This window comes from Rhizobium redzepovicii, assembly GCF_019793435.1.
GTDB classification, from domain to species: Bacteria; Pseudomonadota; Alphaproteobacteria; order Rhizobiales; family Rhizobiaceae; genus Rhizobium; species Rhizobium redzepovicii.
In genome coordinates this window covers 464,125-481,564 of record NZ_JAILYH010000001.1, presented here as the reverse complement: position 1 = coordinate 481,564, position 17,440 = coordinate 464,125, and the positions used below count along the sequence as shown (strand labels likewise).

At 60.2% G+C, this 17,440-nt stretch carries 19 protein-coding genes and 1 pseudogene; 8 read left to right on the top strand and 12 right to left on the bottom strand.

The genetic code is table 11. The features are described from left to right. Positions 1 to 183: 183 nt before the first annotated feature. From K6N12_RS02250 to K6N12_RS02240, 3 genes are all read left to right on the top strand, one after another. Positions 184 to 393, top strand: coding sequence for a cold-shock protein (locus K6N12_RS02250; RefSeq protein WP_003548109.1), 210 nt, complete (start codon positions 184 to 186; stop codon positions 391 to 393). 225 nt (positions 394 to 618) lie between these two features. Then, positions 619 to 843: a hypothetical protein gene (locus tag K6N12_RS02245; RefSeq protein WP_097629716.1), complete on the top strand. Its 225-nt coding sequence runs from the start codon at positions 619 to 621 to the stop codon at positions 841 to 843. A gap of 144 nt (positions 844 to 987) precedes the next feature. Next, positions 988 to 1,368 carry a DUF6481 family protein gene (locus tag K6N12_RS02240; RefSeq protein ID WP_183778273.1) on the top strand — a complete coding sequence of 127 codons (381 nt, stop codon included), beginning with the start codon at positions 988 to 990 and terminating at the stop codon, positions 1,366 to 1,368. A gap of 41 nt (positions 1,369 to 1,409) precedes the next feature. Here K6N12_RS02240 and minE read toward each other — a convergent pair whose 3' ends face one another. The 12 genes and pseudogenes from minE to K6N12_RS02180 all read right to left on the bottom strand — a co-directional run bounded on the left by minE (position 1,410) and on the right by K6N12_RS02180 (position 11,246). After that, positions 1,410 to 1,670, bottom strand: coding sequence for a cell division topological specificity factor MinE (minE, locus tag K6N12_RS02235; RefSeq protein ID WP_097629714.1), 261 nt, complete (start codon positions 1,668 to 1,670; stop codon positions 1,410 to 1,412). After that, positions 1,667 to 2,482, bottom strand: a complete 816-nt coding sequence (minD, locus tag K6N12_RS02230) for a septum site-determining protein MinD (RefSeq protein ID WP_003594851.1) — start codon at positions 2,480 to 2,482, stop codon at positions 1,667 to 1,669. Before minD ends, minE begins: the two co-directional genes overlap by 4 nt. A gap of 77 nt (positions 2,483 to 2,559) precedes the next feature. Beyond that, complete coding sequence (gene minC / locus K6N12_RS02225; RefSeq protein ID WP_183778275.1) at positions 2,560 to 3,282, bottom strand: septum site-determining protein MinC; 723 nt, start codon at positions 3,280 to 3,282, stop codon at positions 2,560 to 2,562. Between the two features lie 210 nt (positions 3,283 to 3,492). Next, positions 3,493 to 4,095: a methyl-accepting chemotaxis protein gene (locus K6N12_RS34615; protein WP_097629712.1), complete on the bottom strand. Its 603-nt coding sequence runs from the start codon at positions 4,093 to 4,095 to the stop codon at positions 3,493 to 3,495. Between the two features lie 126 nt (positions 4,096 to 4,221). Next, complete coding sequence (locus K6N12_RS02215; protein ID WP_183778277.1) at positions 4,222 to 5,559, bottom strand: NAD(P)-binding domain-containing protein; 1,338 nt, start codon at positions 5,557 to 5,559, stop codon at positions 4,222 to 4,224. Between the two features lie 50 nt (positions 5,560 to 5,609). Continuing rightward, complete coding sequence (locus K6N12_RS02210; protein WP_018448675.1) at positions 5,610 to 6,650, bottom strand: heme-dependent oxidative N-demethylase family protein; 1,041 nt, start codon at positions 6,648 to 6,650, stop codon at positions 5,610 to 5,612. 31 nt (positions 6,651 to 6,681) lie between these two features. After that, complete coding sequence (locus K6N12_RS02205) at positions 6,682 to 7,647, bottom strand: PDR/VanB family oxidoreductase (RefSeq protein WP_183778279.1); 966 nt, start codon at positions 7,645 to 7,647, stop codon at positions 6,682 to 6,684. Next, entirely contained in the window at positions 7,644 to 8,249 is a 606-nt protein-coding gene (locus tag K6N12_RS02200; protein WP_183854420.1) for a dimethylamine monooxygenase subunit DmmA family protein, read from the bottom strand. The genes K6N12_RS02205 and K6N12_RS02200 overlap by 4 nt, the downstream gene beginning before the upstream one ends. Before the next feature lie 11 nt (positions 8,250 to 8,260). Further along, positions 8,261 to 9,394: an aminomethyl transferase family protein gene (locus tag K6N12_RS02195; RefSeq protein ID WP_222148656.1), complete on the bottom strand. Its 1,134-nt coding sequence runs from the start codon at positions 9,392 to 9,394 to the stop codon at positions 8,261 to 8,263. A 114-nt stretch (positions 9,395 to 9,508) separates the two neighbouring features. Beyond that, positions 9,509 to 9,595 (bottom strand): annotated as a pseudogene (gene purU, locus K6N12_RS34990) (formyltetrahydrofolate deformylase); the annotation flags it as partial. A 55-nt stretch (positions 9,596 to 9,650) separates the two neighbouring features. Next, positions 9,651 to 10,613 (bottom strand): helix-turn-helix transcriptional regulator, encoded by a 963-nt coding sequence (locus tag K6N12_RS02185; protein WP_222148655.1) that lies wholly within the window; start codon positions 10,611 to 10,613, stop codon positions 9,651 to 9,653. 45 nt (positions 10,614 to 10,658) lie between these two features. Further along, on the bottom strand, positions 10,659 to 11,246 hold the full coding sequence (locus tag K6N12_RS02180) for a TetR/AcrR family transcriptional regulator (RefSeq protein ID WP_097629706.1): 588 nt from the start codon (positions 11,244 to 11,246) through the stop codon (positions 10,659 to 10,661). Between the two features lie 98 nt (positions 11,247 to 11,344). Between K6N12_RS02180 and K6N12_RS02175 the strand changes: the two genes are divergently transcribed. The 5 genes from K6N12_RS02175 (at position 11,345) to K6N12_RS02160 (ending at position 17,408) form a co-directional block, all read left to right on the top strand. Beyond that, entirely contained in the window at positions 11,345 to 12,460 is a 1,116-nt protein-coding gene (locus tag K6N12_RS02175) for an efflux RND transporter periplasmic adaptor subunit (RefSeq protein WP_222148654.1), read from the top strand. Then, the gene (locus tag K6N12_RS02170) at positions 12,460 to 15,570 is read left to right on the top strand and encodes an efflux RND transporter permease subunit (protein ID WP_222148653.1); all 3,111 of its coding nucleotides are present in this window, start codon (positions 12,460 to 12,462) and stop codon (positions 15,568 to 15,570) included. The genes K6N12_RS02175 and K6N12_RS02170 overlap by 1 nt, the downstream gene beginning before the upstream one ends. 18 nt (positions 15,571 to 15,588) lie before the next feature. Then, positions 15,589 to 15,990: a TetR/AcrR family transcriptional regulator gene (locus tag K6N12_RS34775; protein WP_343228855.1), complete on the top strand. Its 402-nt coding sequence runs from the start codon at positions 15,589 to 15,591 to the stop codon at positions 15,988 to 15,990. Beyond that, positions 15,954 to 16,223, top strand: a complete 270-nt coding sequence (locus tag K6N12_RS34770) for a hypothetical protein (protein ID WP_343228854.1) — start codon at positions 15,954 to 15,956, stop codon at positions 16,221 to 16,223. Before K6N12_RS34775 ends, K6N12_RS34770 begins: the two co-directional genes overlap by 37 nt. Positions 16,224 to 16,586: 363 nt before the next feature. Continuing rightward, a complete protein-coding gene (locus K6N12_RS02160) occupies positions 16,587 to 17,408 on the top strand; it encodes an oxidoreductase (protein WP_097629702.1) in 822 nt (273 codons plus the stop codon). Positions 17,409 to 17,440: the final 32 nt, after the last annotated feature.

Sequence of the window (17,440 nt, the reverse complement as noted above, 5' to 3'; positions counted from 1 at the left end):
AAAACTGAAAGTTGACAAATTCGGGTTGAGTGATTATACCGGCATTGTCGATATTGCTTGTTTGACTTTTGTTATCGCACGCCGACAACGTGCCCTGGACGAACTTCCCTCTTCAAAATCGAGATTATCATCCGTCGTGCATTCCGCACGTGCGGCCTGTCAATTGCTATGAAAGGGTTTGTTATGACCACTGGCACAGTTAAATGGTTCAATTCCACCAAGGGCTTCGGCTTCATCCAGCCTGATGACGGCGGCGCTGACGCCTTCGTTCACATCTCTGCCGTCGAGCGCGCCGGCATGCGTGAAATCGTCGAAGGCCAGAAGATCGGCTACGAGCTTGAGCGCGATAACAAGTCGGGCAAAATGTCCGCTTGCAATCTTCAAGCTGCCTGAAATTGATATCGGCTTTCCTTTGACCACGGATGTACTGGCACTGTTGAAAGCGTGATACCGGCGAGGTCAGGCAAATTGCCTGGCCTTTTTGCTGCGCTCGAGCGGGCCACTGCACCATTCCTTAAATCGGAATCGATCTAAGGAATTATGCAGCAAGTCAAAGTGTTCCAGCGTCCTTTGCACGTCTTGAGACGGGCGGCGCTGTCACGAAAATCCAGGACTGATATGACAGACACACACAGCAAATCGCGCCAGCGGGCGGAAATCGCCTTTGGAAACGTACAGTCGCAATTCCTGGCGCGCAGCCGCGCGGTCGAAGAGATCGATCAGACCGTGCGCGCCCGCGAGGAAAAGACCTTGAGATTGCGCGAAGCCCGTGAGGCCAAGGAATTGCAGGATCGCTTGATGGCGGCCGCCGGCACAGCCGTGAAGCGAAAAAAGAAAAAGTGATTCAAGATCTAGATGATTTCAAGCCGGATTGGCATAATAGCATTCGGATCCCAATCGAATACATAGAGCATAGGGTCATGCGAAAGCCGCACAGTTTTCGGCAATCATGCTCTAACGTCGCAGCCAAACAGTCAGGTAACAGAATTGAAAAACGCCAGAAACAATGAGCTTTCCGATCGTCGCAGCGCCGCTGCCGAAGCAAAGGCCGCTCTCCTCAATGCGTATCGTGACGCCAAGGATAAGGCTGAGCCGACTCGGCTGGCAAAGCAAGCGGAGCGTCAGGCCGTCGCTGCCGCCAGGGAAGAACGCCGCGCCGAGCGCGAACGGGTAAAGCGTGAGGAAGTGGAGCAGGCGAAAGCCGCGGAAGCAGAACGCCAGGCCGCCGCGGAGGCTGCAGCACGCGCCGACGCCGACGCGCGCGAAGCAGCTGACAAGGACCGGATCGCTCGCGTCATTGCCGACGAAGCCGCCCGGAAGGCCGCACGCGACCTGCGTTACGCCAATCGGAAAGCCAGAAAGTCGTGACTGTCAGCGCTGCCTGTCGTCATAACAGGCAGCGCCCTCTTTCAAGCGGCCTGCACGGCTGCGTTCAGCGGGATTTCGACATCGATCTCGAGCGTCGAGACGAATTCGTTGCGATCGATCGTCACCTGCACCTTGTCATGATCGAGTTCGACATGCTTGGCGATCACCGCAAGGATTTCTTCGCGCAGCAGCGTGACCAGGTCCGACCCGGCCGAGGAACGTTCGTGGGCAAGAAGCACCTGTAGGCGTTCGCGAGCGGCCGGTGCGGTTCTCTGCTTGTTGAAAAGACGGAAAATACTCATGCCGCCCTCCGTCCGAAGATCTTGCCGAAAATATTGCGCTTTTCCTCAGGGATCGCCATCGGCACCAATTCGCCGGCGAGCCGGCGGGCGGCATCGAAATAGGCCATCGCAGCCGGGCTGCGGCTTTCTGCCAGCGTGACCGGCGCACCGATATTGGAGGCGCGCAGGACGTCCATGCTTTCAGGCACGATGCCGAGCAGCGGGATGGACAGGATTTCCAGCACGTCATCCACCTTGAGCATGTCGCCGCGCTCGGCGCGGTTGGCGTCGTAACGGGTGAGAAGCAGGTGCTTTTCCATCCGCTCGCCGCGTTCGGCCTTGGCGGTCTTGGCATCGAGCAGGCCGATGATGCGATCGGAATCGCGCACCGACGAGACTTCGGGATTGGTGACGACGACGGCAACATCGGCATGGCGCATGGCAAGCGTTGCGCCGCGCTCGATCCCGGCCGGGCTGTCGCAGATGATCCAGTCGAAATAGCGCTTCAGGTCGTTGATGACCCGTTCCACGCCCTCGGCCGTGAGATTGTCCTTGTCGCGCGTCTGCGAGGCCGGCAGCAGGAACAGCGTCTCCAGCCGCTTGTCGCGGATCAGCGCCTGGGTGAGCTTGGCGTCGCCCTGGATGACATTGATCAGGTCGTAGACGACCCGGCGCTCGGCGCCCATGACCAGGTCGAGATTGCGCAAGCCGACGTCGAAATCGACGACGACGACTTTTTCATTGCGTTGCGCCAGCGCCGCTCCCAATGCGGCGGTCGAGGTCGTCTTTCCGACCCCGCCCTTCCCTGACGTGACGACGATCACTTTCCCCATGTCTCTCTCCTTTGCCGCAGTAATTCGAAGTGTCTCAGCATCCTTCACGCGTTTCTCAAAGCCGCGCGGCGCTGTCGTCAGGTCATTTTTTCCGCCATGATCGCATCTTCTTCGAGCCAGAGCTGAACAGCCTGTCCACGAAGATTGGCGGCCATGTCTTCCGCCATTTTGTAAACGCCGTCGATTGCGACCAGCTCGGCTTCCAGCTTGCGGCAAAAGATCCGCGCCGATGCGTTGCCGATGGACCCCGCCATGGCGCGGCCACGCAGCGCCCCATAGATATGGACCGACCCGCCGGCGATGACCTCGGCGCCGGAGGCGACCGATCCGATGACCGTGACGTCGCCTTCCGGGAAGATCACCGATTGCCCGGAGCGCACCGGCTCCCTGATGACGATCGATTGCGTCGTTGCCGGGCGGATCGCGGCGACTTCAGGTTTCACCGGCGAACCGGCAGGCTCATTGGCCTGAACCTCGATGTCTGAAGCGGAGCGGCCGCCTTTGAGCGCCGGCGGCATGCCCGCGCCGAGAATGGAAGGCCGTGCGCCCTCGATGCCCATGATGCTGACATTGCGCTTGGCCAGTTCGGCAATCAGCTCTTTCAGCTGCGGCCGGTCGATTTGCAGGTCCGTCAGATCGAGCACAACAGGCCGTCCGAGGAAGAAGCCGGCCGAACGCGCGGCCAGATCGTCGAGCCTCGCCAACCAATCATCGAAAGGAAGGTCCGGAGACAACATGACGGCCAGAAAGGAGCGGCCCTTGATGCGGATAGAGCGAGCGTCTGTTAGCACTTTGGTCATCTATGTGAAGAAATCGTTGACCATATCTACCGCTGCTATGGTTAACAAAAGGTTAACGCGACCTTAATATTAGCGGCAATGACAAGCGTTTTTTCAACCGCGAAATTGAAGCAAGTCATTGAAAATACGTGGTCATATTTGATATGGCCGCACGGTTAACAACTGCGTTTTCGACCTGAGCCGTAAATATTTCCTTGCTAGCGGAAACGCTCAGCCTTCGGCCTTGCGTTGCGCCTCGGAAATGGCGCGCGCGGCCTCTTCGGAGGAGTTGGCAAGCATGCGCATCTCGGCGGCAAGCACGGCAAAGCCCGATCCGGCGGTGCCGGCGCGGGCTGCTTCGATGCCGGCATTGACGGCAAGCAGCTTCAGGTAGCGCAGCGATTGCAGGATCTCGTTGGTCTTCGAAGCGGTGACGCGCATGTCGGCGGTCCGCTCGTCGATTCGCTGATAGAGCGATTCGATGTTGATGATGCTGCCTTCGAGGTAGAGAAGCTCGCCCTTGGGGTCCCATATGCCGCCGCCGGTCTCCGTCACCCAGATCAGATGGCCCATCGCATGGCGGATGCGGTATTCCATCGTCCAGTCCGCGCGCTTCTCCAGCGCCCGGCCGACGATTTCGTCCATCAAGGGAACGTCTTCCTCGTACATGATCGAGGTGAAGGTCCGCGCACGGTTGCCGATGATGTCGTCGGCGGGGTAGCCGAAAATGCGCTCGATGCCGTTGGTCATCTCAAGCATCGTATAGTTTTCATCGGCACGGCAGCGATAGAGAAAACCGCTCATGCGTCCGAGGATGCTCGTTTGAAAATCCATGAGGGCCACGTTCGAAGAGAAGAGTTGCGGATGGATTTATGTCGGCTCGTTTAAAAAGGCGCCGGCCATACTATGCCGGACGAAAATGTACGAACACCTTCGTCCGGCCAAGCACTCGCCGTCCGATCAGTTGCGCAGATATTCCTCCTTGGAATCGTCTAGCGCCTCGACCCAGGGCGTGTGGTGCGTCGGCGACATGTTGCCGGTCATCAGCGATCGATAGGCGTGGTCGCGGAAGCCCATGATATTGTCCGCCTTGTGGTGTTCCCACTCCATGAAGGTCCGGTTGGTGCCTTCGATGTCGAAGGAGGGATAATCGGTCTCGGCAAGCAGTTCCTTCACATAGTCGCCCTGATACCAGATCATCTGCTCGGCATCCTCAAGCGTCTCTTCGCGGGCCCGCCACATGTCGAAATTGGCCTTCAGCTCCTCTTCCGGCGGCAGGGTGATGCGGCCCATCATCACGTCGCGTGCCCACCAGGCCTGTACGTCGAACATGTTGAAGGTATAGAATTGGTCCTGCATGCCGATATAGAAGAGCTGCGGGTTCTTATCGAAGATCACCCCCTTGTAGAGGCTGTCGGCCCAGAGGCGGTTGGCGGTCTTCAGCCGGAGATCGTCGGGCAGGAAGGGGAAATGGTGCTGGTAGCCGGTGCAGAGGATCAGCGCGTCGACCTCCTTGCTCGATCCGTCGAGGAAATACGCCGTGCGGTTTTCAAGCCGGGTCAGCAGCGGCCGTTCCTCGAAATTCTCAGGCCATTTGAAGCCCATCGGCTTCGAGCGGTAGCTCGTCGTCACCGACTTTGCGCCGTATTTCCAGCATTGCGAGCCGATGTCTTCGGCCGAATAGCTGCGGCCGACGATGAGGATATCCTTGCCCTTGAACTCCAGCGCGTCGCGGAAATCATGGGCATGCAGGACGCGGCCGTTGAAGGTCTTCACGCCCTCGAAATAGGGCACGTTCGGCGTCGAGAAGTGGCCTGATGCCACGACGACATAGTCGAATTCCTCGTCATACATCCGGTCCTCGACGCGGTTATGCGCCGTCACCGTGAATTTCTCCGTCTGATCGTCGAAGCGAACCATGCGCACCGGCGTGCTGAAGCGCACCCAATGGCGGACATTGGCCTTTTCGACGCGGCCCTTGATATAATCCCAGAGCACGGCGCGCGGCGGATAGGAAGCGATCGGCTTGCCGAAATGCTCCTCGAAGGAATAATCGGCGAATTCGAGGCATTCCTTCGGGCCGTTCGACCAGAGATAACGATACATGCTGCCATGCACCGGCTCGCCATATTCGTCGAGCCCGGTGCGCCAGGTATAGTTCCAGAGCCCGCCCCAGTCCGACTGCTTTTCGAAGCAGACGATCTCCGGGATCTCGGCGCCCTTCTGGGCAGCCGATTGAAAGGCGCGCAGCTGCGCCAGCCCGGAAGGACCGGCACCGATGACGGCTACTCTTGTCATGAAGCATTCCCCTCTTGATTATATCGTTTTATCTCGCACATCGCTGCGCCTCAGTCCGGATAGATGCCGGGGCTGGTCGGCGCCCCGTCGTCATATTTGGAAAGCCAGTCGATCGTCGTCTCGCGGAAGCGGGTGAGGCCCTTGTAGTCGATGAGCTCGGGCGGCAGCGTCTTCAGCACGCGCGGAAAGCGGCGCGCCCATTTCGGCACGGTGACGAGCTCTTCCATGTTCATCAGGTAGCAGCGGATGACGAAGAGGATGGCGTTCGAGCGCGGCAGGCGCCAGAGGCTTTGCAGCTCGACGCGAAGATGCACCTTCTCGCCGACATTCTCCGGCGTCACCGTCGTGCGGTCCGGACCCCATTTGTGATAATTCTCCGGGCTGGTGTCGAGCCGCGGATTGATCGTCATCGTCCAGTTGAAGCGTCGTGTCGGCTTGCCCTGCTGCAGGTTCAGCAGGAATTTCAGCGCACGGTCGAAGACGCCGATCTGGTGGGCGAGCGGCACCGGCCCGTGCCATTCCATGAAGTTCATGCCGATATCGAAATCGAGCGACCAGTCGGCCTGCGTCGTCACCATGCCGGCGTCCATCCAGAGATTGCTGTCGCGCTGGTCGACGATGCAGAAGTCGCCCTGGGCCTGGCGGGTGATATATTCGAAGGGCTCATAGGGCAGCGTCGAGGCATCGCCGAAGGTGAAGCTGTCGTCGATGCCGAGCGGGCGGTTGATCCAGCGCCACTGGTCGCCGTTGCGGATCAGCGTGAAATGATCGGGATACCCTGCCGCCTGCTCTTCCATCAGCAATTCGAGCGTGTCCCACTGCGCGCTCATCATATGAGGCAGCGCCTGGTAGCGCAGCGGATCTTCCTTCAGGACCAGGGCCCGGTCGTGCATCTCGGCGACATAATGCTCGTCGACGTCGATCAGGCTTTCGTAGACGGTTCCCGCCCGGCCGTGCACATGAGGCTCCATGTTGACCGAATACATGTATTCGTCGCGGTCGAAGGGAAACGGGAAACGCCGGATGTTTTCGGGGCTGTTCCGGTAGCTGAAATCGTTCCGGAAGGTTTCCTGCTTGAAGACGATTGCCATGTCCGGTCTCCTTGTTCCGCTTCCGATGCCGCTAAAGATCAAGATGCAGCGTGTTTCCCTCGAAGCGGGAAACGCAGATCATCACCTTGCGGCCGGATGCTTTTTCTTCGCTCGTCAAATAGACGTCATGGTGCAGCAGCTTGCCGTCGCAAGTGACGACCCCGGTCTCGCATTGACCGCAGGCGCCGCCGCGACAGAGGAAGGGCGCGTCGACGCCCGCCGCCTCGATCGCCTCCAGCATGCTTTCGTGATGGCCGACCTTCACGGTCTTGCCGGACCGCAGGAGCTCGATCGCGAAGGGCTTGCCGGGCAGTGACGACAGGAACCGTTCCGAATGCAGGTTCTGTTCCGGCCAGCCGGCGTTGAGGCCGGTTTTCAGCACGCCGTCGATCATGCCGGACGGGCCGCAGACATAAAGATGCGTGCCGAGCGGCTGGGTGCCCAGCAGGCGCGTCAGGGGGATGGCGTCGCCTTCGGCGTCGCAATAGATCTTGATCCGATGTCCGCCATAGCGCTCGACAAGTTGCTGCCAATAGGCGCCGCGGTCGCGCGTGCGGATGGCATAATGCAGCTCGAAATTGGCGCCCTCGCGGGAAAACTGCTCCATCATCGCGATGAAGGGGGTGATGCCGATGCCGCCGGCGATCAGAAGGTGCTTGCGCCCGCGCCAGTCAGGCTGGAACAGGTTGACGGGATAGCTGACCTTCAGCTCGTCGCCTTCGCTGAGCTTCTCATGCATGAAGGTGGAGCCGCCGCGCGAATCCTCGACATGCAGCACGCTGATCTCATAGGCTGCGCAATCATGCGGCGGCGACATCAGCGAATAGGCGTTGCGGCGCATATGGCCGCCATCGTTCATCAAAACGATGACGTGCGCGCCGCCGGAGAAATAAGGCATCAGCTTGCCGTCAAGGCGCTCGAAACGGAAGCGCTTGACGCGCTCGGCGATCGGCGTGATCCGCGTCACGCGGACAGGAATTTCAGTGCCACCGCTCAAAGGAACAACTCCTCCGGATCAGGCGCGCTGCCCGGTTCTTCCGCATCGATATTGACGCCCTGGAAGGCGGCGAGCCGACGCGAATAATGGTCGCGCACCAGAAGCGGCAGCCCGCAATGGCTGCAGGCAAAGGGGCTGGTGGTGACGTCGTCGGTAATGCCCTTGCAATGGACGCATTGCACACGCCGGGCCAGCGAACCGCGATGCTCGGTGATGACGGACGCATGGTCCATGCCGTAGTCGAGGCCGACAAGCATCGCCTGGCCGATGAAACCTTCCGTGCCCGAGATATAGAGCCGCGTGCCCATATGAGCGGTGGCGAGCGAACCCTTCAGCCGGAAGAGCAGTGTGGCGATCGTCGGCGCCGTGAAGAACATGTCGGCGCCGAGGCGGCGCAGCGCCTCGTCGAGGCCGGACCCTTGAGAGCCGCGGGCGACATAGAGGATTTCGCTGCGGGCAAGCGCCGTTTCGTCAAGCGCCGGCTGCTGATCGAGGAGAGCCTTGGCGCCCTCCCCTTCGAGCGCGAAAATGTGCCGCCGGGCGCGCGGCTGGATGGTCAGGCCCGTGTAGACTGGTCGGCTCTTGATGCCTGCAACGAGCATTCGCGTGCTCCTTAACCTACGGCGGTCCTCTTCTTCTTCTCCGGATCGTCGAAGGGGAGCGTATGGGCGGTGGCGCCTGCCATCACGGTCTTGCCGCGGACTTCGAGTTTCGTCCCATGCACTGCCTTGTCAACGTCCAGACGAGCAATCGCCATGGATTTCTGCGTCAGCGACGAATAGCTCGGGCAGGTAATGACGCCGACCTTTTTGCCGTCGGCAAAGACTTCGTCGCCGAGATCGGCCGGTCCGTCGGCATCGATCAGCATGCCAAAGATCTTGAAGCGTTCCTTGCCCTTCAGGCGAGCATGTTCCTCGGCGCCACGGAAGCCCGTCTTGCCGGGGCTGACGGTAAAGTCGAGGCCGAGTTCCCAGAGGCTGTCGCCGGGCGGCTGATCGGCGAAGGGATACATCTGCGAATTGTCATAGGGATAGAAGAGCAGGTAGCTTTCCACCCGCAGCATGTCGAGAACGGAGAAGCAGCAGGGAATGATGCCCATCTCCTTGCCTTCTTCGACGATCCGGTCCCAGACCATGACCGCGTCCTGGCCGCGCACGAAGATCTCGTAGCCGCGCTCGCCGGTATAACCGGTGCGCGAGATCATCACCGGCGCGCCGAACAGCGTCGTCTGCATGTGGTGGAAATATTTGAGATCGCGGATGCCAGGCACATATTTGGCAAGATAGTCGACCGCGATCGGACCCTGCAGCGACAGGTCGTGCAGGTCGTCGTCGAACAGCACGGCGCAATTGCGGCCCGCTGCCTGCTTGACGACCTCTTCATGCCCGGAGCCGGAGCCATGCACCAGCATCCAGGAATTCGGGCCGGTGCGATAGACGATGCAGTCGTCGGTGAAGTGGCCGCGGTCGTTCAGCATGGTCGCATAGACCGAGCGGCCGGGATAAATCTTCGTCAGGTCGCGGGTGGTGATGGCGTCGAGCACGGCGATGGCGTGCGGGCCGACCAGATGCACCTTTTTCAGGCCCGAGACATCCATGATGCCGGCCTTGGTGCGGATGGCGACATGCTCTTCCGACATGTCCTTGTCGTAGGTCCAGGCGGTTCCCATACCGCTCCAGTCCTCGAGCTTCGATCCCAGAGCGCGGTGCCGATCCGCCAAGACGGAGAAACGCCATGATAATGCCATTACCGTTCCCTCTTATTTCCTCTACGGAATATTTATTTCTTGACTATATAAGTCTTTCGCGCCGTGGCAAGCCCGTCCGACATGCATTTCCCCAAAACTTCTGTAGCCGCCGGGATCGGCGGTGACGTAATGCGCGGTTGCCCCGATCAGCTTGACGCCGCGGCCGTAGGCCTGCTTGTAAGGGTTGGCGCTCGAAGCTGAGAGCATTCCCGGACTTCTACGCCACATGGAGAAACTCAGGTCAGCTGGCTTCAGATTAGGTTTCCCGCGGACTTTCACCGTAGACCGACCCGTATAGTGCAGAAAAGCGGCCGGGGTGGACGAAACCCCATTTCAGGCAGATATCCCTGATGCTCTGCAGGTTCGACCGATCCAGAAGGTCTTTTCTGGCGGCGCGTAGTCTTAGGGTTCTCAGGTAGCTGCCCGGTGTCGCGCCTTTGAAAGTCCGGAAGCCGGTTTCCAAGGAGCGAACCGAGACGTTGGCGGATCGAGCGATCATCCCGATCGTGATCGGCGCAGCAATATTTGCGTGCATGAAATCGATTGCCCGGCGAACGTGCCGTGGAGCGGGTGTAAACGCAGCCTGTTCCAGTCGCTGAGCGTAGCGATGCGGCACCAGTCTGATCAGTAAATCAGCGAGAGCCTGGGTGAGGTTGGCCATGGCTATCGGCGAATGAAGCAAGATACCGTCGCCGAGCATGCCGGAGATTATCGTCTCGACAAGGTTCTTGACGAGATATCCTGAGGGGGTCGATCCCTCAACGAGGGGTGACAGGTCCAGCGATCCGACAAGGGGGGCTTCGAACAGCTGCCCGAACGTCTGGCAAATCTGACCCCAATCCAGGAAGAGTTTCTGCGACCGATGCAGCGTCCCCCGCACCAGGAAGCGATCCGCCTCGCGACTTTGGCCAAGCAGTATCTGGCCCGGTGACGCTGTTATCGTGGTTTGCCGTCGCGTCATGCCGGAGAGACCTTCGCGCGGCACGTGAATGGTAAGCCATTCCGGTGTCTCTGCGGTTGCCCAGAGGTTCCACTCCCCGTTGCATTCCAGATCGGCAACCGTCACCGCACCCTGAGATCGTGCATCGGCGGACCAACGAAAGCCACCAACCCGATGATCAGGCGATGCGTCGAAGTGGGCTGGTCCGAGGAAGGTCTCCTGCATTCCGTCGAAGTCGGCGCCGGACCATCGTGGAGTGCGTGCGGTGTTATGGATCATGAGAGTTTGGTGAACTCATAGGCGAGAGGCTTGAGAAGCGCGATCTCATTCTTCGTCTGCACCGCCCGCAATGCGCTTGACGGCACCGGTCGCGGTTTCGAGCACACGCTCCGACATCTCTTGATCGGTCATGATGCGGGAGATGGTCACAGCGCCCACCATCAAGGACAGGATGACCATCGCCTTGTCATAGGGTTTCGAGCCGGCCGACGCGGGGATTAATTCGTCGAGAATCTGAAGATGGGCTTCAATGCCGTTCTGGAATGGAAGGCGTACCTCTTCGCTCTGACGCGCCGCGTCGGAGCCCAGTGCTGCCAAAGGGCAACCATCCCCTTTCTCCTCCCGGTGGCCGGGGGAAAGATATAGGTCGACAACCGCTTCAAGCGGATCCGGACTTCCGGCGGCAACTCTCGACCATCTGCGGACCGCGCTTTCCATGGCTCGCCCCGATGCCAGCGCCACAAGATCGTCCTTCGATTCGAACTGCTTATAGAATCCGCCTTGCGTGAGGCCGGCTCCTTTCATCAGGTCCTTCAATCCGATGCCGTCGAAGCCATGCTCCCGAAAAAGCCGGCTTGCGACATTGATCACGGTTTCACGATTGGCCTCGGCCTGAGCGCGACTGACTCTCATAGCGATCTCCAATTAGATTTCATTTGACATCTATATGCCAATTAGAGTTAGATCGCAATCTAAATAAATAGCTGCGCCCGTCAATAAGGCTTACTGATATGAACCGCAAAATCCTCCTCGCCTCTTTCTGCCTTCTGGCGGCTGCAGGCGCCACGGCATTCGTCTTTGTCGGGGCCTCCTCAGAAAAAAGCCCGCAAGCCGCCGATCCACGAATGGCAGCGCCATTCGTCAAACTGGTCGAGGCAAAGAAGCCGGAGACAGCCGAGCGCAGCTTCACGGGCACGATCGCCGCGCGGGTGCAAAGTAACCTTGGTTTTCGTGTGCCCGGCAAGATTGTGCAGCGTTATGTGGACGTCGGGGTGCATGTCAAGGCCGGGCAGCCGCTGATGCGCATCGACGAGACCGATCTGCGTCTCGCGCTGACTGCGAAACGAAACGCGGTCGCTGCCGCTGGGGCGGTGCTGACCCAGGCGCAGGCAGACGAGAGACGCTACGCCGCCTTGGTGAAAAACGGATTGGCGGCGACGCCGCAGCGCTACGAGCAGGCCAAGGCAGCGCTCGACACCGCCACCGCGCAGCTTGCCGCGGCGGAAGCGGACGCCAAGGTCGCGGAAAACGAAACGGTCTATTCCGTCCTGGTTGCCGATACCGATGGAACGGTCGTCGAAACGCTGGGCGAGCCGGGGCAGGTCGTGACGGCGGGGCAAACCGTGGTCCGGCTCGCACAGGCCGGCCCGCGTGAAGCGCTGGTATGGCTTCCGGAATTCCTCAGGCCGCAGCTCGGCGATATCGCCGATGCCAGTCTCTACGGAAACGAAAGCCGGCAGGACAAGGCGCAGCTTCGCCAGATCTCCGACGCTGCCGATCCGCAAACCCGCACCTACGAGGCGCGTTGGGTTCTGGATGGCGCTGCAGCGTCGGCGCCGCTGGGCGCGACGGTAACGATCAGGATCGCCAACGGCAGTGGCCAATCGCATGCCGCGGTGCCGGTCGGCGCCGTGTTGGACGATGGCAGCCGCACCGGCGTCTGGGTTTTCGATCAGACATCGTCGACCGTCCACTTCCGGCACGTGAAAATCGAACGGATGGGTGAGGAGGTCGCGGTGGTTTCCAGCGTCAAAGCAGGCGAGCCGGTCGTCGCTCTCGGCGCCCATCTGCTGCAGGACGGCGCCAGCGTGCGCACCAAGGTTGAACAGGCAGAGGCGGCAAACTGATGAACTTCAATCTTTCCGCGCTCGCCGTTCGCGAGCGGGCCGTCACCCTGTTCTTCATCGTTCTGCTGGCCGCCGCCGGCGCCTATGCATTTGTCAAGCTCGGGCGCGCCGAAGACCCCTCCTTCACCATCAAAACCCTGACCGTGACAGCGGTGTGGCCGGGCGCGACAGCGCGTGAAATGCAGGATCTGGTCGCCGAGCCGCTCGAGAAGCGTCTCCAGGAACTCACCTGGTACGATCGTGTCGAGACGACAACGCGGCCCGGCTACGCCTTTTTGACCGTCACTTTGAAGGACAGTACGCCGGCCACGGCCGTCGAGGAGGAATTCTATCAGGCCCGGAAGAAGCTCGGAGACGAGGCCGGCAACCTGCCCAGGGGCGTGCTCGGTCCCTTTGTCAACGACGAGTACTCCGATGTCAGCTTCGGGCTTTATGCCCTGAAGGCCAAGGGCATGCCGATGCGCGAGCTTGTGCGCCAGGCCGAGGTGATCCGCCAGGATCTTCTGCATGTTCCTGGAGTCAAGAAGATCAACATCCTCGGAGAGCGGCCCGAACAGATCTTTGTCGAATTCTCCTATGCCAAGCTCGCAACACTCGGCATTTCGGCCCAAGACATCGCGGCCGCCTTGCAGCGGCAAAACACCCTGACGCCGGCGGGGTCGATCGATACGCGTGGGCCCCAGGTGTTCATTCGCTTCGACGGCGCCTATGACAGCATCCAGGCGATATCAGACACGCCGATCGTTGCGGCCGGGCGGACGTTAAAGCTCTCGGATTTTGCCGACGTGCGGCGCGGGTATCAAGATCCGGCCACCTATCTCATTCGCCATGACGGCGAGCCGGCGATCATGCTGGCTGCTGTGATGCAGCAGGGCTGGAACGGTCTGGACCTCGGCAAGGCGCTGGAAGAAAGATCCGCCGCGATTGCAAAGACCTTGCCGCTCGGCATGACGCTTGCCAAGGTCAGCGACCAGGCCGTCAACATCGAGGAAGCCGTCGGCGAGTTCATGCTGAAATTCGCCATGGCGCTCGGCGTCGTGTTGTTCGTCAGCCTTGTCAGCCTCGGCTGGCGTGTCGGCATCGTCGTGGCTCTGGCCGTTCCTCTCACCCTTGCCGTCGTCTTCCTCATCATGCTGGAGACCGGCCGGTTCTTCGATCGCATCACCCTTGGTGCGCTCATCCTGGCGCTCGGCCTTCTGGTCGACGACGCCATCATCGCCATCGAAGTGATGGTGGTGAAGATGGAAGAGGGGATGGATCGCATCAAGGCGGCTGCCTATGCCTGGACCCATACCGCGGCCCCGATGCTGTCGGGCACGCTCGTGACGATCATCGGGCTGATGCCGGTCGGCTTTGCCAGGTCGACCGCCGGCGAATATGCCGGCAACATCTTCTGGGTCGTCGGCTTTGCCCTGATCGTCTCCTGGATTGTCGCGGTGGTCTTCACGCCCTATCTCGGCGTCAAGATGCTGCCGGCGATCAAGCCGGTCGAAGGTGGCCATTACGCTATCTACAACACCCTGAATTACAGGCGCCTGCGGCGGCTGATCGAGTTGACCGTGCGCCACAAGTTCCTCACTTGTGCGGTGGTCGGCATCGCCATGGGGGCCTCCGTCGTTGGAATGGGATCGGTGAAAAAGCAGTTCTTCCCGACGTCGGACCGTCCCGAAGTCCTCGTCGAAGTCCGCATGCCCGAAGGCACCAGCATCGAGACGACGACGGCGACCGTTGCGAAGCTCGAAGGGTGGCTGCAGAAACAGCCGGAGGCAAAGACCGTGACCAGCTATGTCGGCCAGGGCGCTCCCCGCTTCTTCTTTGCCATGGCGCCGGAATTGCCGGATCCGTCTTTCGCCAAGATCGTCGTGCTGACCCCCGACGCCCACACACGCGAAGTCTTGAAGCTTCGGCTGCGCGCGGCCGTTTCCGACGGGCTCGCGCCTGAAGCCTATGTCCGCGTCACGCAGCTGGTCTTCGGTCCTTACACGCCGTTTCCGGTCGAATTCCGGATCGCCGGCCCGGATCCTGAGCAGCTGTACCAGATTTCCGACAAAGCCCTCGAGATCATGAAGAGCGTGCCGGATGTGCGCCAGGCAAACCGCGATTGGGGCAACCGCACGCCGGTGCTGCGCTTCGTTCCCGACCAGGATCGGTTGGGCCTAATCGGCCTGTCGCCGGCCGAGGCAGGTCAGCAACTGCAATTGCTGCTGAGCGGAATTCCGGTCACGGAGGTTCGCGAGAATATCCGCAACGTGCCTGTCGTTGCCCGCAGTGCCGGCGGCAACCGGCTTGACCCTTCACGATTGGCAGACTTCTCGCTGATGAGCCGGGATGGGCGGCAGATTCCGCTGGATCAGATCGGCCACTCGGAAATCCGCTTTGAAGAACCGATCCTGAAACGCCGCGATCGCACGCCGGTCATCACGATCCGCTCCGATATCAACGAGGCGTCACAACCGCCCGAAGTATCAGAGCAGATTCTCAAGGCGCTTCAGCCGCTGATCGCCTCGCTTCCCGTGGGATATCGGATCGAGATGGGCGGGAACATCGAGGAATCGCTCAAGGCCAATAACGCCCTGGTGAAAATCTTCCCGACGATGATTGCCGCCATGCTGATCGTTATCGTGCTGCAGGTTCGTAGCCTGTCGACGATGACCATGGTCATGCTGACGGGGCCACTCGGTCTTGCCGGCGCGGTCCCGGTCCTGCTGCTCTTCGACAAACCCTTCGGCTTCAATGCCATTCTCGGATTGATCGGGCTGGCCGGAATCCTGATGCGCAACACCCTGATCCTGACGGAACAGATCAAGGAGAATAAGGCCGCCGGTCTCGACGATTATCACGCCGTTATCGAGGCGACAGTGCAGCGGACGCGCCCGGTGATCCTGACCGCCCTTGCCGCCGTGCTTGCCTTCATTCCTCTGACGCACTCGGTGTTCTGGGGATCGATGGCATACACGCTGATCGGCGGAACGGCGGTCGGCACGGTGATGATCCTGCTCTTCCTTCCCGCTCTCTACGCCACCTGGTTCCGCATCAAGCCGACGAAAAACGAGAGCCATGAAAATTCATCGAAGGAGGTGGAGTTACCGACGGCAATTGCTGCCGAGTGATATTCTCCGGAGGCGGCGATGACTTTTGCGGATCCGATAGCAGGTGATCTCGAGCAGTCACGGACGCGGATTCTCGAGGTGGCGGAAAGATATTTTCGGCGGATCGGCTATCATAAGACGTCGGTCGCCGACATCGCCGCCGAACTCGGCATGAGCCGCGCCAATATCTATCGCTTCTTTTCCTCGAGGACAGCGATCAACAGTTCCGTCTGCGGACTTGTGGTCAAAGAGGTTGCTGAAATCGCTCTGGCGATTGCACGATCGGATGCGCCGGCGAGCAAAAGGCTGGCTGATCTTTTGGTCGCCATTCACCGGCACAGCACGAGAAGGCTTGCGGAGGACAGACCGATGCACGAGCTGCTCGTCGCCGCCATGGATGGAAGTTGGCAACGATCAGCGCGCATAATGAGCAGATCCTAGCAATCCTCAAAGCCCTTGTCCGCGAGGGTCTGCAGACAGGAGAGTTCAATGTCGAAGACGTTGACGAAGCCGCGCGCGGCATCATCACCGCCTTCCTGCCGTTCTTCCATCCGCTTCTGGTTGAGCAGCGCGTCCAGGAGGGTGATGCCGCCGCAGTCAGCCTCCACGCCCAAATCCGCTTCATCATGAAAGCGCTCGGCACAGCGGACCTCGAGACGTCCCTGAAGGCGTGAAACCCTGCGTGACGGGCTTTGGGACGAAATGGTCGCGCGAAACCGAGCGGGGACCGCCGCTCCGAAATCCTGACCTCGTTGAGGCTCATGCTGCTCCGAGCCGTAATGTCGGCGGGCCGTCCGGCTCGGCGCCATGCCCTTGCGCGCTTGGAGGCGCGATCATCGGAAAAAATCTCCGTAAAGCAAAAAAACACTTGATTTTATATTTCGATTGACATCTAAAGCACGAATAGATGGCGATCGAAATCTTACGTGCTGAAATGCCAGGTTCTGAGGAACTGCCCCTTGGCGACAGGGGTGAAAGTTCCAACCTACTGTTGAAGTACGTCATCAACCAGTCGCGCCAAAAGCCAAGGAGCATGCATGTCCCAAAACAGAGTTGTCGTTATCACCGGAGCATCCTCCGGAATAGGTGAAGCGTCAGCCCGCCTTCTCGCACAACACGGCTTCCAGGTCTTTGGGGGCGTACGCAACCCTAACCGTGTCAACGCCATTCCCGGTGTGCGCTATGGGACTGTCGACGTGACCGATGACGTCTCGGTTTCAAATTTTGTTCAATGGGTTTTGTCCGAGGCAGGCAAGATTGACATCCTGGTCAACAATGCCGGCGTTTCGCTGGTCGGCCCTGTCGAGAACACGTCGCCTTCCGAAGCGCAAACGGTATTCGATGCCAATGTTTTCGGCCCTTTGCGCATGATCCGCGCTGCCTTGCCCTCCATGCGCGCCGCCCGCAGCGGGCTGATCATCAATATCAGCTCGGTCCTCGGATTCCTGCCGGCACCGTTCATGGGAATATATGCGAGCAGCAAGCATGCGCTCGAAGGATTGTCGGAGTCGCTGGATCATGAGATTCGTGAGTTCAACGTGCGCGTCGTGCTGGTTGAGCCGACCTTCACAAACACCAAACTCGATGTAAACGCGGCACAGACCGAGGCACCCTTGGGAGCCTACGCAGCGCAGGCGGACGCGACCATCAAGACGGTGCAGGCCCAGATCAAAACCGCGCCGTCGCCTGTAAAGGTTGCGGAGAAGATATTGGCGGCAATCAACGGACCATACAAAATGCGTCAACCGGCCGGCGGCCAGGCGACGCTTCTAAGCCGGTTGCGCAGGTTCATGCCGGCAAACGCGGTCGACAGCAGCCTGCGCAAGACGTTCGGCTTCGGAAAGCGTACTGCGTCCTAAGTCTTGCCCAAACTTGCGGATGTCGTCGGCCG

Excerpts from the sequence above, each read along its gene's own strand:
- K6N12_RS02250 (WP_003548109.1), top strand. The coding sequence starts at position 184 with ATGACCACTGGCACAGTTAAATGGTTCAATTCCACCAAGGGCTTCGGC.
- K6N12_RS02245 (WP_097629716.1), top strand. The coding sequence starts at position 619 with ATGACAGACACACACAGCAAATCGCGCCAGCGGGCGGAAATCGCCTTT.
- minE (WP_097629714.1), bottom strand. The coding sequence starts at position 1,670 with ATGAGTATTTTCCGTCTTTTCAACAAGCAGAGAACCGCACCGGCCGCT.
- minD (WP_003594851.1), bottom strand. The coding sequence starts at position 2,482 with ATGGGGAAAGTGATCGTCGTCACGTCAGGGAAGGGCGGGGTCGGAAAG.
- minC (WP_183778275.1), bottom strand. The coding sequence starts at position 3,282 with ATGACCAAAGTGCTAACAGACGCTCGCTCTATCCGCATCAAGGGCCGC.
- K6N12_RS34615 (WP_097629712.1), bottom strand. The coding sequence starts at position 4,095 with ATGGATTTTCAAACGAGCATCCTCGGACGCATGAGCGGTTTTCTCTAT.
- K6N12_RS02215 (WP_183778277.1), bottom strand. The coding sequence starts at position 5,559 with ATGACAAGAGTAGCCGTCATCGGTGCCGGTCCTTCCGGGCTGGCGCAG.
- K6N12_RS02210 (WP_018448675.1), bottom strand. The coding sequence starts at position 6,650 with ATGGCAATCGTCTTCAAGCAGGAAACCTTCCGGAACGATTTCAGCTAC.
- K6N12_RS02200 (WP_183854420.1), bottom strand. The coding sequence starts at position 8,249 with ATGCTCGTTGCAGGCATCAAGAGCCGACCAGTCTACACGGGCCTGACC.
- K6N12_RS02195 (WP_222148656.1), bottom strand. The coding sequence starts at position 9,394 with ATGGCATTATCATGGCGTTTCTCCGTCTTGGCGGATCGGCACCGCGCT.
- K6N12_RS02185 (WP_222148655.1), bottom strand. The coding sequence starts at position 10,613 with ATGATCCATAACACCGCACGCACTCCACGATGGTCCGGCGCCGACTTC.
- K6N12_RS02180 (WP_097629706.1), bottom strand. The coding sequence starts at position 11,246 with ATGAGAGTCAGTCGCGCTCAGGCCGAGGCCAATCGTGAAACCGTGATC.
- K6N12_RS02175 (WP_222148654.1), top strand. The coding sequence starts at position 11,345 with ATGAACCGCAAAATCCTCCTCGCCTCTTTCTGCCTTCTGGCGGCTGCA.
- K6N12_RS02170 (WP_222148653.1), top strand. The coding sequence starts at position 12,460 with ATGAACTTCAATCTTTCCGCGCTCGCCGTTCGCGAGCGGGCCGTCACC.
- K6N12_RS34775 (WP_343228855.1), top strand. The coding sequence starts at position 15,589 with ATGACTTTTGCGGATCCGATAGCAGGTGATCTCGAGCAGTCACGGACG.
- K6N12_RS02160 (WP_097629702.1), top strand. The coding sequence starts at position 16,587 with ATGTCCCAAAACAGAGTTGTCGTTATCACCGGAGCATCCTCCGGAATA.